At 59.8% G+C, this 13,254-nt stretch carries 11 protein-coding genes and 1 tRNA gene; 4 read left to right on the top strand and 8 right to left on the bottom strand.

Going from position 1 to position 13,254, the window contains the following annotated elements:
• Positions 1-7: 7 nt before the first annotated feature.
• A complete protein-coding gene (locus tag JK232_RS21645; RefSeq protein ID WP_016807923.1) occupies positions 8-1,039 on the top strand; it encodes a tyrosine-type recombinase/integrase in 1,032 nt (343 codons plus the stop codon).
• Between the two features lie 195 nt (positions 1,040-1,234).
• Here the strand turns inward: JK232_RS21645 and JK232_RS21640 are convergent.
• A tRNA-Phe gene (locus JK232_RS21640) sits at positions 1,235-1,310 on the bottom strand.
• A 588-nt stretch (positions 1,311-1,898) separates the two neighbouring features.
• Here JK232_RS21640 and speF point away from each other — a divergent pair.
• On the top strand, positions 1,899-4,073 hold the full coding sequence (gene speF, locus JK232_RS21635) for an ornithine decarboxylase SpeF (RefSeq protein WP_212589693.1): 2,175 nt from the start codon (positions 1,899-1,901) through the stop codon (positions 4,071-4,073).
• A 63-nt stretch (positions 4,074-4,136) separates the two neighbouring features.
• On the opposite strand, the gene mltC is transcribed toward speF, so the two are convergent.
• The 3 genes from mltC to mutY all read right to left on the bottom strand — a co-directional run bounded on the left by mltC (position 4,137) and on the right by mutY (position 6,653).
• Positions 4,137-5,219: a membrane-bound lytic murein transglycosylase MltC gene (gene mltC, locus JK232_RS21630; protein ID WP_072927327.1), complete on the bottom strand. Its 1,083-nt coding sequence runs from the start codon at positions 5,217-5,219 to the stop codon at positions 4,137-4,139.
• Between the two features lie 64 nt (positions 5,220-5,283).
• The gene (locus tag JK232_RS21625) at positions 5,284-5,556 is read right to left on the bottom strand and encodes an oxidative damage protection protein (RefSeq protein WP_072927328.1); all 273 of its coding nucleotides are present in this window, start codon (positions 5,554-5,556) and stop codon (positions 5,284-5,286) included.
• Between the two features lie 2 nt (positions 5,557-5,558).
• Positions 5,559-6,653 carry an A/G-specific adenine glycosylase gene (gene mutY, locus JK232_RS21620; RefSeq protein ID WP_072927330.1) on the bottom strand — a complete coding sequence of 365 codons (1,095 nt, stop codon included), beginning with the start codon at positions 6,651-6,653 and terminating at the stop codon, positions 5,559-5,561.
• Positions 6,654-6,828: 175 nt separating this feature from the next.
• On the opposite strand from mutY, the gene trmB reads away from it, so the two are divergent.
• Together trmB and JK232_RS21610 are read left to right on the top strand one after the other, a co-directional pair.
• On the top strand, positions 6,829-7,548 hold the full coding sequence (gene trmB / locus JK232_RS21615; RefSeq protein WP_072927332.1) for a tRNA (guanosine(46)-N7)-methyltransferase TrmB: 720 nt from the start codon (positions 6,829-6,831) through the stop codon (positions 7,546-7,548).
• On the top strand, positions 7,548-7,874 hold the full coding sequence (locus JK232_RS21610; RefSeq protein ID WP_072927333.1) for a YggL family protein: 327 nt from the start codon (positions 7,548-7,550) through the stop codon (positions 7,872-7,874). The genes trmB and JK232_RS21610 overlap by 1 nt, the downstream gene beginning before the upstream one ends.
• A 58-nt stretch (positions 7,875-7,932) precedes the next feature.
• Here JK232_RS21610 and cysG read toward each other — a convergent pair whose 3' ends face one another.
• The 4 genes from cysG to nirB are packed head-to-tail and all read right to left on the bottom strand — an operon-like array spanning position 7,933 to position 13,062.
• Positions 7,933-9,303 (bottom strand): siroheme synthase CysG, encoded by a 1,371-nt coding sequence (gene cysG, locus JK232_RS21605; RefSeq protein ID WP_072927335.1) that lies wholly within the window; start codon positions 9,301-9,303, stop codon positions 7,933-7,935.
• 10 nt (positions 9,304-9,313) lie between these two features.
• On the bottom strand, positions 9,314-10,114 hold the full coding sequence (gene nirC / locus JK232_RS21600; protein WP_212589692.1) for a nitrite transporter NirC: 801 nt from the start codon (positions 10,112-10,114) through the stop codon (positions 9,314-9,316).
• A 60-nt stretch (positions 10,115-10,174) separates the two neighbouring features.
• A complete protein-coding gene (gene nirD, locus JK232_RS21595) occupies positions 10,175-10,501 on the bottom strand; it encodes a nitrite reductase small subunit NirD (protein WP_072927338.1) in 327 nt (108 codons plus the stop codon).
• The gene (nirB, locus tag JK232_RS21590; RefSeq protein ID WP_212589691.1) at positions 10,498-13,062 is read right to left on the bottom strand and encodes a nitrite reductase large subunit NirB; all 2,565 of its coding nucleotides are present in this window, start codon (positions 13,060-13,062) and stop codon (positions 10,498-10,500) included. Before nirB ends, nirD begins: the two co-directional genes overlap by 4 nt.
• Between the last annotated feature and the right edge of the window lie 192 nt (positions 13,063-13,254).

The raw sequence follows: 13,254 nt of genomic DNA, 5'->3' as shown, positions 1-13,254 counted from the left end.
ATGCTGTATGTCTGACAAAAACCATTATACGACATGGGAAGAATTGCTTGAGGAGTACTTCTTCGCCCGAAACCTGCGAGCTGCAACAGAATGGAGCTACGCAAAGGTTGTAAAGGGATTCCTGAAATTTACGGGGGCAGACATAACCCCATCAATGGTTACACATCATGAAGTACTCAGATGGCGGCGACATGTACTCAGAGAAAAGCAACAATCGGCGCAGACCTGGAACAATAAAATTGCACATCTCAGGGCCCTCTATAACTATGCTATGGAAAGTGGTTTATTGCCTGCGGGCAAAAACCCTTTTAACAATTGCACTGTACAGCGGGACAGAAAGAAAAAGCGGACTTTAAACCGCTCTCAGCTAACCCGCCTTTATCTGATAATGCAGCAGGCTGAAATTGAATCCAACCGGAAAATTTTCGCACGTGGCGGTCGGAGTGCGCTTTACCCGGCCTGGTTCTGGATAACCGTCCTGGATACGCTCAGATATACGGGAATGAGGCAAAATCAACTGCTGCATATTCAGCTCAGGGACGTCAATCTGACAGAAGGTTATATAGATCTGCGCCTTGAGGGGAGTAAAACGCACAGGGAATGGCGCGTTCCCGTTGTTAAGCAGCTGCGTTTGCGGCTACAGCTTCTTCTTACACGGGCAACGGAGGCTGGAGCCGGGCCAAAAGATAACCTCTTCGATGTCAGTTTTTACATTGCCGGGAAAAAGGCAAAATTTGATAGGAATGATGTGACAGTGATGCATCAAAAGATCCGCTCCTTTTTTCGCCGTCTGTCAAAGGAATGTGGTTTTGCCGTTTCGCCGCACCGTTTCAGACATACCCTGGCTACAGAACTGATGAAAGCACCGGAAAGGAATCTTCAGTTGGTTAAAGATTTACTGGGTCATCGTAGCGTAAGCACAACAATGGAATATGTGGAACTCAATATGGACATTGTGGGAAAAACACTGGAAGAAGAATTGTCGCTGCACACAGATCTCTGTGTAGAAAGGGAATTACAACTATTGACACAAAACTGATTGACTGGGATTATTGCCAGTGATCGAGAACAGGGAGCCTGCGGACACAGGCTCCCTGACTTGAGGGACTGATTCAGAAACGTTAACCAGTGCAGATACGCCTACACCGGAGGACATTCCGTAATGACCGGCCCCTGTATTAACCGCCCGTTAAGGTTCTCATCTCTTAACCAGCGTGCTTTGATGCAAAATTAGTGGTGCCCGGACTCGGAATCGAACCAAGGACACGGGGATTTTCAATCCCCTGCTCTACCGACTGAGCTATCCGGGCAACGGGGCGCATTAAACCGTATTGGCTGGGAAGCGTCAACGGCTTTTTCCCGGTTTATGGTTCAAGCGTCCATTTTTACATCAAAAACCGCGCCGGGAGCGGGTTGGCTGCCGGAATTGTGGCTTGATGCCCCTCAGAAAAAATGCCATGATTGCGCAAATTTTGTCTTCCGTTTTACGCGACAGCTTATGAGGGTTGCGGCATGACAGGCTTATCCCATCGCACCTTCCGGTGCTGCCGCACGGCGCTCACCGCCGCCCCGTTAATGCCAGCCCGGCTGCGCCCGGCGCGTTCTCCCTGTTCGATCCTTTCCTGTGTTCATTCCCAGTCTGACGTCACCATGCGGTGAAGTTACCCCCTGTACCGGCTGTTGGGCATGATTAAAAACAGAGTGCGCCTCTGGTTTTACTGATGTCTATCGACGGTGCTGATCCCAGTTTATTGCCTGTGCCCGGCGTGTTGCGACGGGGCCGCATAAACCGTTGTCGCCGATAGGGATATCACGTTGTGGGAGAGGGCGCTGCGTTGCCTTGTCCCTTGCCGTGCCAGTGTGGCACCCCCTCATCCTTAACCGTTTGAGAGTTGCAGATGAAATCATTGAAAATAGCAGCAAGCGCCGACGTGGCCTCACATCTGGACACCCCGCGTGACGTCATCGGGCTGGCGTCCGCCGACTATACCGAGGTGGCCGCCATCGTGGTCTCGGCGCAGGATCTGCACGCCGGCCGGCTGGAGGCCGTGCAGCAGACTGGTTTTGCCATCCCGGCGTTTGTGGCGATAACGGGCGATGAAACCGTGTCGCCGGATTACCTGCCGCAGCTGAAGGGGGTTATCTCCCTGTCGGATGCCAACCGGGCCTTCTACGGCGCACAACTGGAAGCCGCCGCCGCTGCCTATGAGGCTGCGCTGTTCCCGCCGTTTTTTGACACGCTGAAAAAGTATGTCGAGATGCAGAACTCCACCTTTGCCTGCCCCGGCCACCAGGGCGGTGAGTTCTTCCGCCGCCATCCGGCCGGCCGCCAGTTCTATGAGTTCTTCGGGGAGAATGTGTTCCGTTCCGACATGTGCAACGCGGATGTGAAACTGGGCGATCTGCTGATCCACGAGGGCAGTGCCAAAGATGCGCAGAAGCACGCGGCGAAAGTCTTCAGCGCCGACAAAACCTATTTCGTGCTGAACGGCACCTCGGCCGCCAACAAAGTGGTGTGTAACGCCCTGCTGACGCGCGGCGATCTGGTGCTGTTTGACCGCAACAACCATAAGTCCAACCACCACGGCGCGCTGATCCAGGCCGGGGCGACGCCGGTGTACCTGGAGACGGCGCGTAACCCGTTCGGCTTTATCGGCGGGATTGATGCGCACTGCTTTGATGAAGCCTACCTGCGCCGGGAAATCGCCCGCGTTGCCCCGCAGCGTGCTGACCAGGCGCGCCCGTTCCGGCTGGCGATTATCCAGCTCGGCACCTATGACGGCACCATCTACAACGCCCGCCAGGTGGTGGAGAAGATCGGCCACCTGTGTGACTACATCCTGTTTGACTCGGCGTGGGTCGGCTATGAGCAGTTTATCCCGATGATGCAGCAGTGCTCGCCGCTGCTGCTGGAACTGGGCGAAAACGATCCGGGCATCATCGTTACCCAGTCGGTGCACAAACAGCAGGCCGGCTTCTCGCAGACCTCACAGATCCATAAAAAAGATAACCACATCAAGGGCCAAAAGCGCCACGTCAGCCATAAAAAGCTCAATAATGCGTTTATGCTGCACGCCTCCACCAGCCCGTTCTACCCGCTGTTTGCGGCGCTGGACGTCAACGCGCGGATGCACGCCAACGGCAGCGGCCACCATATGTGGCTGGCGTGCGTTAAAACCGGCATTGAGGCGCGTAAAATGCTGCTCAACCGCTGCACGATGATCCAGCCCTTCGTGCCGCCGGTGGTGGACGGCAAACCCTGGCAGGATCATGACACTGACCTGATGGCGAACGATGTGCGCTTCTTTGACTTTGTGCCGGGTGACAAGTGGCACGCGTTTGAAGGCTACGCCGAGCACCAGTATTTTGTGGATCCGTGCAAACTGTTGCTGACCACGCCGGGTATTGACGCTGCGACCGGCAACTACACCGAATTCGGCATTCCGGCCACGATCCTTGCCAATTACCTGCGTGAGAATGGGATCGTGCCGGAGAAGTGCGATCTCAACTCGATCCTGTTCCTGCTCACCCCGGCGGAGAGTGACGCCAAGATGGTGCAGCTGGTGGAGGAGATCGCCCGCTTCGAGCGTTACGTGCAGGAGGATGCGCCGCTGGAAGAGGTGTTGCCGACCGTCTATCGCAAAAATGAGGCGCGTTACCGGGGCTACACCCTGCGCCGGCTCTGCCAGGAGATGCACGATCTTTACGTCAGCTTTGATGTGAAACAGTTGCAGAAAGAGATGTTCCGCCAGGCGCATTTCCCACAGGTGAGGATGAACACCCAGGACGCGCACAACGAATTCATCCGCGACAATGCAGAGCTGATTCCGATCGGCGAGGCGGAAGGCCGGGTGGCGGTGGAAGGGGCGTTGCCTTACCCGCCGGGCGTGCTCTGCGTGGTGCCGGGTGAAGTGTGGGGCGGGGCGGTGCAACGCTACTTTATGGCGCTGGAAGAGGGCATTAACCGGTTGCCGGGCTTCTCGCCGGAGTTGCAGGGCGTGTATGTGGAGAAGAGGCCGGAGGGCTGGAAACGCATTATGGGCTACGTGCTGACGCAGCCACCGCAGGCCTGACAATAAAAAACCCGCCTTGGCGGGTTTTTTTATAGGGGGCGATGGTTATCAGAAAACAGCGGCTCAGCCGCCGCGGCGGTAACTCTTCTGCGCGGTATTGACCTTGTAGAGGTAACGGCGCGATTCGCCCGACGGGTGCTTGGTGGTCAGCGTCGTATAGACGTCGCCCGGCGCCATGCTGTTGATGATGTTGAACGCCCGCGCCTTGTCGCTGGAGAAGACGCGCAACACGCTGCCCGCGCCGCCGTTGTAGGCGGTGATCACCGCGTAGCGGCGTGAGGTCGGGTTGCTGATGCCGCCCAGGTAGCTGTTTTGCAAAATCGACAGGTAGGCGGTGCCGGTGTCGATGTTGTTTTCCGGGTCAAACAGGTAGTTACGGCTCGGTTTGCCCCACTTGCCCTGCATCTTGAACACGTCCACCCCGGCGGAGTGCTGCACCACCTGCATCAGCCCCAGCGCGTCAGAGTTGCTCACGGCATAGGGGTTGAAGCTCGATTCGGTCTGCATAATCGCCAGGATCAGCGACGAGTCGACGCCATACTTGGCGGCGGCTTTACGCACCATCGGCAGGTATTTATGCGCACGTTTGTCGAGGTGGTTCGGCACCAGCTGGATCGTGACCGAGTAGATCACATGCAGGCCGGATTCGCGTTTTTGCAGGCGGTTCTGCAACAGGTAGTCGGCAAAGTGCGCCGCGCGCCACTCCCAGCGGATCGGCTCGCCGTTGTTGTCCAGCACCTGGCCGTAGAGCAGCGGCTCTTTGCTGATCTGGATATCGTTGGCGTCGGAGTAGAGATCCACGCCGTCCGGATCTTCCCCGATCAGCAGGGTGGTGATGATCGCCTGGCGTAAATGCGCCGCCGGATCGGTGCCGGCGATGGTCTCGATGGTGATGGTCCCGCTGTCAAAGTTGATGTGGCTGCGGGTCTGGTACTGATCCGAGTATTTGACGTAGTCCTTCGGCCCGGCAATCAGGACTTCGTTCATGCCCCAGATATTCTCGATGTTATTGGCAAACTGCCCCATCAGAATATCGAATCCGTTGGTATCTTTTACAAAGGCTTCACTGAACGCATCGCTTTTCTTGTCGCTGGAGCAAGAGACCAGCAAAGGCGCAATTATCATCAGCGCTAAAATTTTCTTCATCTTAAATGCCGTGTCGTGATGAAAGAAGCAGGGCCAATCCAGCCCTGAAAATAGGCGTTCCGGCTTACTCGCTCGGCGGCGTATAACCTTCAATATGAACGTCATGCCCTTCAAACAGGAACTTCACCATCTCCTGCTCCAGCAGCTTGCGGTCGGCCACGTTCATCATGCTGAGTTTTTTCTCGTTAATCAGCATGGTCTGCTTGGTCTGCCACTGCGCCCACGCCTCTTTGGAGATTTCGTTATAGATGCGCTTGCCCAGTTCACCGGGGTAGAGCTGGAAATCCTGCCCTTCGGCATCGCGTTGTAAAAAGGTGCAATAGATGGTTCTGCTCATGCTTATTCCTCATCTGCGGCGCGATGGCCGAATAATGATTGCTGTGTGGGGGAGTGCCGGGCCAGCTCGGCCAGCAGGCGCTCAACCGGGGCGGCCAGCCCGACCGAAGGCGGCCGCGCTAAGTTATACCAGAGACCGTCGCCGGCATCCATGCCGCCCGGTGCGGATGCGCTGCTTATGTGCACCGGTACGATATCCAGGTGGAAGTGGCTGAATGTGTGGCGAAAGGCGATAAGCTGCTCACGCGGCGCGGCCTGTAGCCCGTGTGCGCCCAGCCAGGCTTCCAGCGCGGCTTCGCTCTCATGTTGCGGGAAGCCGTACAGGCCGCCCCATAACCCGGACGGCGGGCGCTTCTCCAGCCAGATGCTGCCCTGGTGCTCAATCAGCGCCATCCAGCCGGTGCGCACCGGCAGCACTTTCTTCGGCTTCTTGCCGGGGTACTCTGCCCAGCTGTGGTGGGCATACGCCTCACAGCCGCGGTTCAGCGGGCAGAGTTCGCATTTGGGTTTTGAACGGGTGCAGATCATCGCACCCAGATCCATCATCGCCTGGTTGAACTGCTGCACGCCGTCGGCCGGGGTCACCTGTTCGCTGAGTTGCCACAGGCGGTTCTCGACTTTTTTCTCCCCCGGCCAGCCGGCGACCGCATAACAGCGCGCCAGCACCCGTTTGACGTTGCCGTCGAGGATCGGGAAGTGCTGGCCGAGCGACAGCGACAGCACCGCCCCGGCGGTGGAGCGGCCGACGCCGGGCAGGGCCGCCACCGCGTCAAAAGTGGTCGGGAATTCGCCGCCATGCAGCGCCACCACCTGCTGCGCCGCCTTGTGCAGGTTGCGCGCACGGGCGTAGTAACCCAGCCCCGTCCAGAGGTGCAGCACCTCATCCAGCGGGGCGGCGGCCAGCGCCTGTACATCCGGGAAGCGGGCCATAAAGCGTTCAAAATAGGGGATCACGGTGGCGACCTGGGTTTGTTGCAACATCACCTCAGAGAGCCATACTTTATAGGGCGTTTTTTCAAGCTGCCACGGCAGGGTTTTACGGCCGCAGCGTTGGTACCAGTCAAGCACCAGGCGCGCGAACGGTTGCGCTTCCATCATAGGCGGGGTCGGTTTCTCAGAAAAAGAGTAGCCTGCGATTCCAGCACAGACCCCCGCCGGAGTAAACCGGAACTTTCCGGCTACACCGCCCGATAAAACGCGGCGCTTGCTAAAGCAGGGTATCTTTGGATAATGCGCCTTTCCTTTATTCACAGCCAAACAGACGAAACGCACTATGATTAATGACGTCATCTCGCCGGAATTCGATGAAAACGGCCGCCCGCTGCGCCGTATCCGCAGCTTTGTCCGCCGTCAGGGCCGCCTGACCAAAGGGCAGCAACACGCGCTGGATAACTTCTGGCCGGTAATGGGCGTGGAGTACCAGACGTCGCCGGTCAGCCTGGAGACACTGTTTGGCCGCGAAGCGCCCACGGTGCTGGAGATTGGTTTCGGCATGGGGGCCTCGCTGGTGACCATGGCAGAGAGCAACCCGCACCAGAACTTCCTGGGCATTGAAGTGCACTCGCCGGGTGTCGGGGCCTGCCTCGGCACCGCCCACGAGGCGGGCGTCAGCAACCTGCGTGTGATGTGCCATGATGCGGTGGAAGTGCTGGAAAATATGATCCCGGATAACTCGCTTACCATGGTGCAGCTGTTCTTCCCCGATCCGTGGCACAAAGCACGCCACAACAAACGCCGCATCGTGCAGGTGCCGTTTGCCGAGCTGGTGCTGCGTAAACTGAAGCTGGGCGGCGTGTTCCATATGGCAACCGACTGGGAAGCCTACGCAGAGCACATGCTGGAAGTGATGAACCAGATTGCCGGGTACAAAAACGTCTCCGAAAGCGGCGACTATGTCCCACGGCCGGAATCACGCCCGCTGACCAAATTTGAAGCGCGTGGCCATCGTCTTGGCCATGGCGTATGGGACCTTATGTTTGAGAGGACAAAGTAATGGCCACACAACGCAGCCGCCGTTTGCGCAAAAAGTTACACATCGACGAGTTCCAGGAGCTGGGCTTCTCGGTGAAATGGACCTTCCCGGAGAACACCGCGGTTGATGTGATCGACGCGACGCTCGACACCTTCATCAATGAAGTGATTGAGCCGAACGGCCTGGCGTTTGACGGCGGCGGTTACCTGGAGTGGGAAGGGCTGGTGTGCCTGCAGAAGATTGGCAAATGCACCGATGAGCATCGCCAGTTGGTGAAAAGCTGGCTTGAGCAGCACAACATGACCGACGTGGTGGTCAGCGAGCTGTTCGACATCTGGTGGGAATAAGCCCTGCCGCGGTAAAAAAAGCGCCTTCCGGCGCTTTTTTTATGGGCATGTTTCCCGCTCAGGAGAGGAACCAGTTCAGCCGCTCACGCAGCGCCACCACCCGGCCGACGATGATCAGGCTCGGGCTGCTGACCTCCTGCGCCAGGCCGGCAAGTTGGCGTAACTCACCGCTGACCACCCGCTGCTTCACCGAGGTGCCGTTCTCCACCAGCGCCACCGGCATCGTGCCGCTCATGCCGTGCGCCATCAACTGCTGCTGGATCGCCGGGGCCTGCGAAAGCCCCATGTAAAACACCAGCGTCTGCTGCCCGGCGGCCAGCGTGGCCCAGTCCAGCTCGCCCTCTTTTTTCAGGTGGCCGGTCACCAGCCGCACGCTCTGCGCATAGTCGCGGTGGGTGAGCGGGATGCCGCTGTAAGCCGCGCAGCCGGACGCCGCCGTAATGCCGGGCACCACCGAGAAAGGAATGCCGGTGTCGCACAGGGTTTCCAGCTCCTCGCCGCCGCGCCCGAAGATAAAGGGATCGCCCCCTTTCAGCCGCACCACGCGCTTGCCGCGCCGCGCCTGCGCCAGCAGGATCTGGTTGATCTCCTCCTGCGGCACGCAGTGGTAACCGGCGCGCTTGCCGACGAAAATGCGCTCCGCGTCGCGCCGTACCAGGTTCATCACCTCATCCGACACCAGCCGGTCATACACCACGATGTCCGCGCGCTGGATCTGCTGCAACCCCTTCAGCGTCAGCAGCCCGGCGTCGCCCGGCCCGGCCCCGACCAACACCACTTCGCCGTGGTGGTCCAGCGGCTCGCTGAACAGGGTTTCAACAAGTTGCGTGCTGCGGGCGCTCTCCTTTGCGGCCACGGCGTGCGCCAGCGGCTGGTGGTCAAACAGTTTTTCCCAGAAGTGCCGCCGTTCGCCCTGGGAGTGCCAGCGCTGTTTAACCCGTTGGCGCAGGCTGCCCGCCAGCGCAGCCAGTTCACCCAGGTGCTGCGGCAACAGCGCTTCCAGCTTCTCGCGCAGCAGCCGCGCCAGCACCGGCGCACGCCCGCCGGAAGAGACCGCCACCATCAGCGGCGAGCGGTCGATGATCGACGGCATGATAAAGCTCGCCTGCTCAGGCGCATCCACCACATTGCAGAAAATGCGCTGCGCCTCGGCCGCGTCACTGACCTGCCGGTTGACGGCCATGTCATCGGTGGCGGCAATCACCAGCCATGTCTCCGCCAGCAGCGCGGCGTCAAACGGCTGACACACCAGCGTCAGCGCCTGTTGTTCTGCCCACAGGTGAAATTGCGGGGTGAACGACAGGGCGCACACGGTCAGCTCTGCCCCGGCGTCCATCAGCAGGCGCGCCTTGCGTTCGGCGATGTCGCCCCCGCCTACCAGCAGGCAGGCACGCTGACGTAACTGGCAGAAAATCGGCAGGTAATCCATAGCGTAACCCTCAGGCTATCCGGTGGTTAACGGCGGTGGCCGGTTGCGGGCGCTGGGTGCGTGGGGTGGCATACCAGTACCCCAGCCCCATAAATACTGCGCCGGAGAGCGTATTGCCGAGCGTCACCCACAGCAGGTTGTGGCCGATACCCGCCAGCGTGTAAGCCTCGCTGTGGTGGCCGAACCAGGAGAGGGCGAACAGCGTCATGTTTGCGACGGAGTGCTCGTAACCGGAGGCGATAAAGGCCAGCAAACACCACCAGATGGCGATGAACTTCGCTGCGCCCTCGGTGCGCAATGCCATCCAGATTGCCAGGCACACCAGCCAGTTGCAGAGCGCGCCTTTGAAGAACAGCACCATCGCCGGGGCGGTGGTTTTCGCCAGCGCCGCGGTGTGCAGCAAACTCGATTCTGTCGGCAGCAGGCTGCCGCCGCCCCAGTGGTAGAGCAGGGCGACAAAGACGGAGCCGAGCAGGTTCCCGAGCCAGGTTTGCGGCAGGATCGCCCACATCTCAGCGGGGCGGATGGTGCCGGCTTTCACGCCCAGCGTCAGGAACATGGTATGGCCGGTAAACAGTTCAGACCCGGCGATGATCACCAGCGTCAGCGCGATGCCGAAAGTTGCGCCCATCACCAGCGGCCGCACGGCCGCGTCCAGCAGGTTGCCGAGGGTGAAAATCAAAATAATCGCCAGGCCCACGTAGGCCCCGGCCATCGCGGAACTGACCCAGAAGCTCAGCGGCGTCTCTTTGGCCAGCCGCGCAATGCGTGCGGCATTGGCGGCACATTTATTCAGGGTGTCGGTAAACATAGGGGGGTATCCCAGAGGTAATAGAAAGCTAAAAAAAGGGGGCCGCGCGGCCCCCAACAATCAGGCGTTAACCTGCACGTTGCCGTCCTGGACTCTGACCGGCCAGGCGGGCACCGAGTGCGCCTCATCTTCCATGCACAGCCCGTCACGCAGGCGGAAACGCTGTTTTTTCAGTGGGCTGGCGACCCACAATTCGCCCTGATGCTCCGCGATAATGCCGCGTGACAGCACGCTCGCCTGGGCAAACGGGTCAATATTGCTCAGGGCAAACAGCCGGTCGTCGGCGTAAGGGCGGAACAGGGCGATCTGTTGGCCGCCCACCAGCGCACAGACGCCGGTAGCGGGCAAAATGGCCTCTAACGGGCAGACGGTTGTCCACTGGCTCATGAGTTCACCTCCATTTCCTGTTCCGGCGCGGCCACCAGCCGCACCGGGATGCGCTCTTCCGGCCGCGCCGGGCGGTGCTGATCACGTTCCGGCACGACCTGCACGTTCGGGTCACGCTGCGGGCTGTTGATAAAGTGGGCGAAGCGGGAGAGCTGTTCCGGGTGGGCCAGGGTTTCCTGCCATTCGCACACCACGCGTGCCTGCAACTGGGCGATTTCCGCCTCCAGCTGTGCATTCAGGCCGAGTTTGTCATCGATGATGACGCTGCGCAGGTAGGCGATGCCGCCCTCCAGGCTTTCAAGCCACAAGGAGGTGCGCTGCAGTTTGTCGGCGGTGCGGATGTAGAACATCATGAAACGGTCGAGGTAACGGACCAGCGTCTCACGGTCGAGATCCGCCGCCAGCAGATCCGCATGGCGCGGTTTCATGCCGCCGTTGCCGCAGACATACAGGTTCCAGCCTTTTTCCGTGGCGATGATGCCCACGTCTTTGCCCTGCGCTTCAGCGCATTCACGGGTACAGCCCGAGACGCCGAACTTCATTTTGTGCGGGGTGCGGATGCCTTTATAACGGTTCTCCAGCTCAACGCCGAAGCCCACGCTGTCGCCGACGCCAAAGCGGCACCAGGTGCTGCCGACGCAGGTTTTCGCCATGCGCAGCGCTTTGGCGTAGGCGTGGCCGGTTTCGAACCCGGCGTCGATCAATGTCTGCCAGATGGCGGGCAGGTCATCTTTCTGCGCGCCAAACAGGGCGATGCGCTGGGAGCCGGTAATTTTGGTGTAGAGGTGGTATTTGCGCGCCACCTCGCCAATCGCCAGCAGCCCTTCCGGGGTGATTTCACCCCCCGGCGAGCGCGGGATCACCGAGTAGGTGCCGTCTTTCTGGATATTGCCGAGGAAGATGTCGTTGCTGTCCTGCAACGGCGTGTGTTGCGGTGCCAGCACGTACTCATTCCAGCTGGAGGCCAGCAGCGAACCCACGGTCGGCTTACAGATTTCACAGCCGTAGCCCTTGCCGTATTTCTCCCGCAGGGCGTCAAAGGAGGTGATGCCCTCCACGCGGATCAGGTGGTAAAGCTCCTGGCGCGAATAGGCAAAGTGTTCACACAGGTGATGGTTGACCTCGATCCCCTGTTTGCTCAGCTCGGCGTTCAGCACCTGCGTTACCAGCGGGATACAGCCGCCGCAGCCGGTCCCGGCTTTGGTTTCCGCTTTGATCGCGGCCACAGTGTGGCAGCCGCCCTGTACCGCGCGGATGATGTCGCCTTTTGAGACGTCGAAACAGGAGCAGATCTGCGCCGTTTCCGGCAGGGAATCGACCCCCAGCGCCGGTTTGCCGCTGCCGGCATGGGCCGGCAGGATCAGCGCGTCCGGGTGTTCCGGCAGGGTGATCTGGTTGAGCGCCAGTTGCAGCAGGTTGCCGTAATCACTGGTGTCGCCCACCAGCACTGCGCCGAGCAGCGTGCTGTTATCTGCACTCACCACCAGCCGTTTGTAGACTTCTTTGCTTTCGTCGAGATAGACATAACTGCGTGCGCCCGGCGTGCGGCCATGCGCGTCGCCGATGCCGCCGACGTCCACGCCCAGCAGCTTCAGTTTGGCGCTCATGTCTGCGCCGCTAAAGGCGTTCTCACGCCCCAGCAGGCTGTCCGCCGCCACCTGGGCCATTTTGTAGCCCGGTGCCACCAGGCCAAAAACCCGATCTTGCCAGGCGGCGCACTCGCCGATGGCGTAGACGTCCGGGTCTGAACTCTGGCAGCTGTCATTGATGGCGATGCCGCCGCGTGCGCCAATGGCGAGGCCGCACTGGCGCGCCAGTTTGTCCTGCGGGCGGATGCCGGTGGAGAAGACGATAAAGTCCACCTCCAGCGCGCTGCCGTCAGCGAACTGCATGATTTTACGCGCCTCCCGGCCCTGATCGGTGATCAGCTGGGTGTTTTTGCCGGTATGCACCTGCACGCCCATCCGTTCGATCTTCTGGCGCAGCTGTTCGCCGCCCATGCGGTCGAGCTGTTCTGCCATCAGCACCGGCGCGAACTCCACCACGTGCGTCTCAACGCCGAGGTTTTTCAGCGCCCCGGCCGCTTCCAGCCCCAGCAGGCCGCCGCCCACCACCGCGCCGCGCTTGCTGCGCCGGGCGCAGGCTTCGATGGCGTTGAGATCCTCAATGGTGCGGTAGACGAAGCAATCCTGGGTGTCGGCGCCCTGGATCGCCGGGATCCACGGGTAGGAGCCGGTGGCCATCACCAGTTTGTCATACCAGACGGTTCGGCCGCTGGTGGAGTGGATCACCTTCTCCTGGCGGTTGATGGTGATGGCGCGCTCGCCCACCAGCACCTGAATATTGTGCTTCTCGTAGAAGCCTTCGCGCACCAGTGACAGTTCTTCCGCCGTATGGTGTGAAAAGTAAGAGGAGAGATGCACCCGGTCGTAAGCGAGGCGTGGTTCCTCACAAAACACGGTGATCTCGAATTGGCCCGGTTGTGCCTTCTCCATCAGTTCTTCGATGAAGCGATGCCCGACCATACCGTTGCCGATGACAGCGAGTCTGACTTTGCTCATTTTTGCCCCACATTCTTATTTATTGCGCTCACGATAACGCGTTGGCGGCGGCACTTATTGATGCAGATCAAGTTCGCTGTTTGATAACTCTTAAGGGTTATCTGGCTGATTTTCCGTTATTTTTATAAGTTGCTAAGAATATTCAACTTTAGCTGAAACGAGTCAGTGGCCGGCAAAACCACCGGAGGTTTA

This window comes from Nissabacter archeti, assembly GCF_018257325.1.
GTDB lineage: Bacteria > Pseudomonadota > Gammaproteobacteria > Enterobacterales > Enterobacteriaceae > Chimaeribacter > Chimaeribacter arupi.
Note: the sequence above shows the minus strand (reverse complement) of the source record. Positions and strands in the feature narration are given on the sequence as shown.

Bases quoted from the DNA above. Each gene is read 5' to 3' on its own strand.
- mltC (WP_072927327.1), bottom strand. From the start codon at position 5,219: ATGAAGAAAATTTTAGCGCTGATGATAATTGCGCCTTTGCTGGTCTCT.
- nirB (WP_212589691.1), bottom strand. From the start codon at position 13,062: ATGAGCAAAGTCAGACTCGCTGTCATCGGCAACGGTATGGTCGGGCAT.
- JK232_RS21610 (WP_072927333.1), top strand. From the start codon at position 7,548: ATGGCCACACAACGCAGCCGCCGTTTGCGCAAAAAGTTACACATCGAC.
- JK232_RS21625 (WP_072927328.1), bottom strand. From the start codon at position 5,556: ATGAGCAGAACCATCTATTGCACCTTTTTACAACGCGATGCCGAAGGG.
- cysG (WP_072927335.1), bottom strand. From the start codon at position 9,303: ATGGATTACCTGCCGATTTTCTGCCAGTTACGTCAGCGTGCCTGCCTG.
- nirC (WP_212589692.1), bottom strand. From the start codon at position 10,114: ATGTTTACCGACACCCTGAATAAATGTGCCGCCAATGCCGCACGCATT.
- trmB (WP_072927332.1), top strand. From the start codon at position 6,829: ATGATTAATGACGTCATCTCGCCGGAATTCGATGAAAACGGCCGCCCG.
- mutY (WP_072927330.1), bottom strand. From the start codon at position 6,653: ATGATGGAAGCGCAACCGTTCGCGCGCCTGGTGCTTGACTGGTACCAA.
- JK232_RS21645 (WP_016807923.1), top strand. From the start codon at position 8: ATGTCTGACAAAAACCATTATACGACATGGGAAGAATTGCTTGAGGAG.
- nirD (WP_072927338.1), bottom strand. From the start codon at position 10,501: ATGAGCCAGTGGACAACCGTCTGCCCGTTAGAGGCCATTTTGCCCGCT.
- speF (WP_212589693.1), top strand. From the start codon at position 1,899: ATGAAATCATTGAAAATAGCAGCAAGCGCCGACGTGGCCTCACATCTG.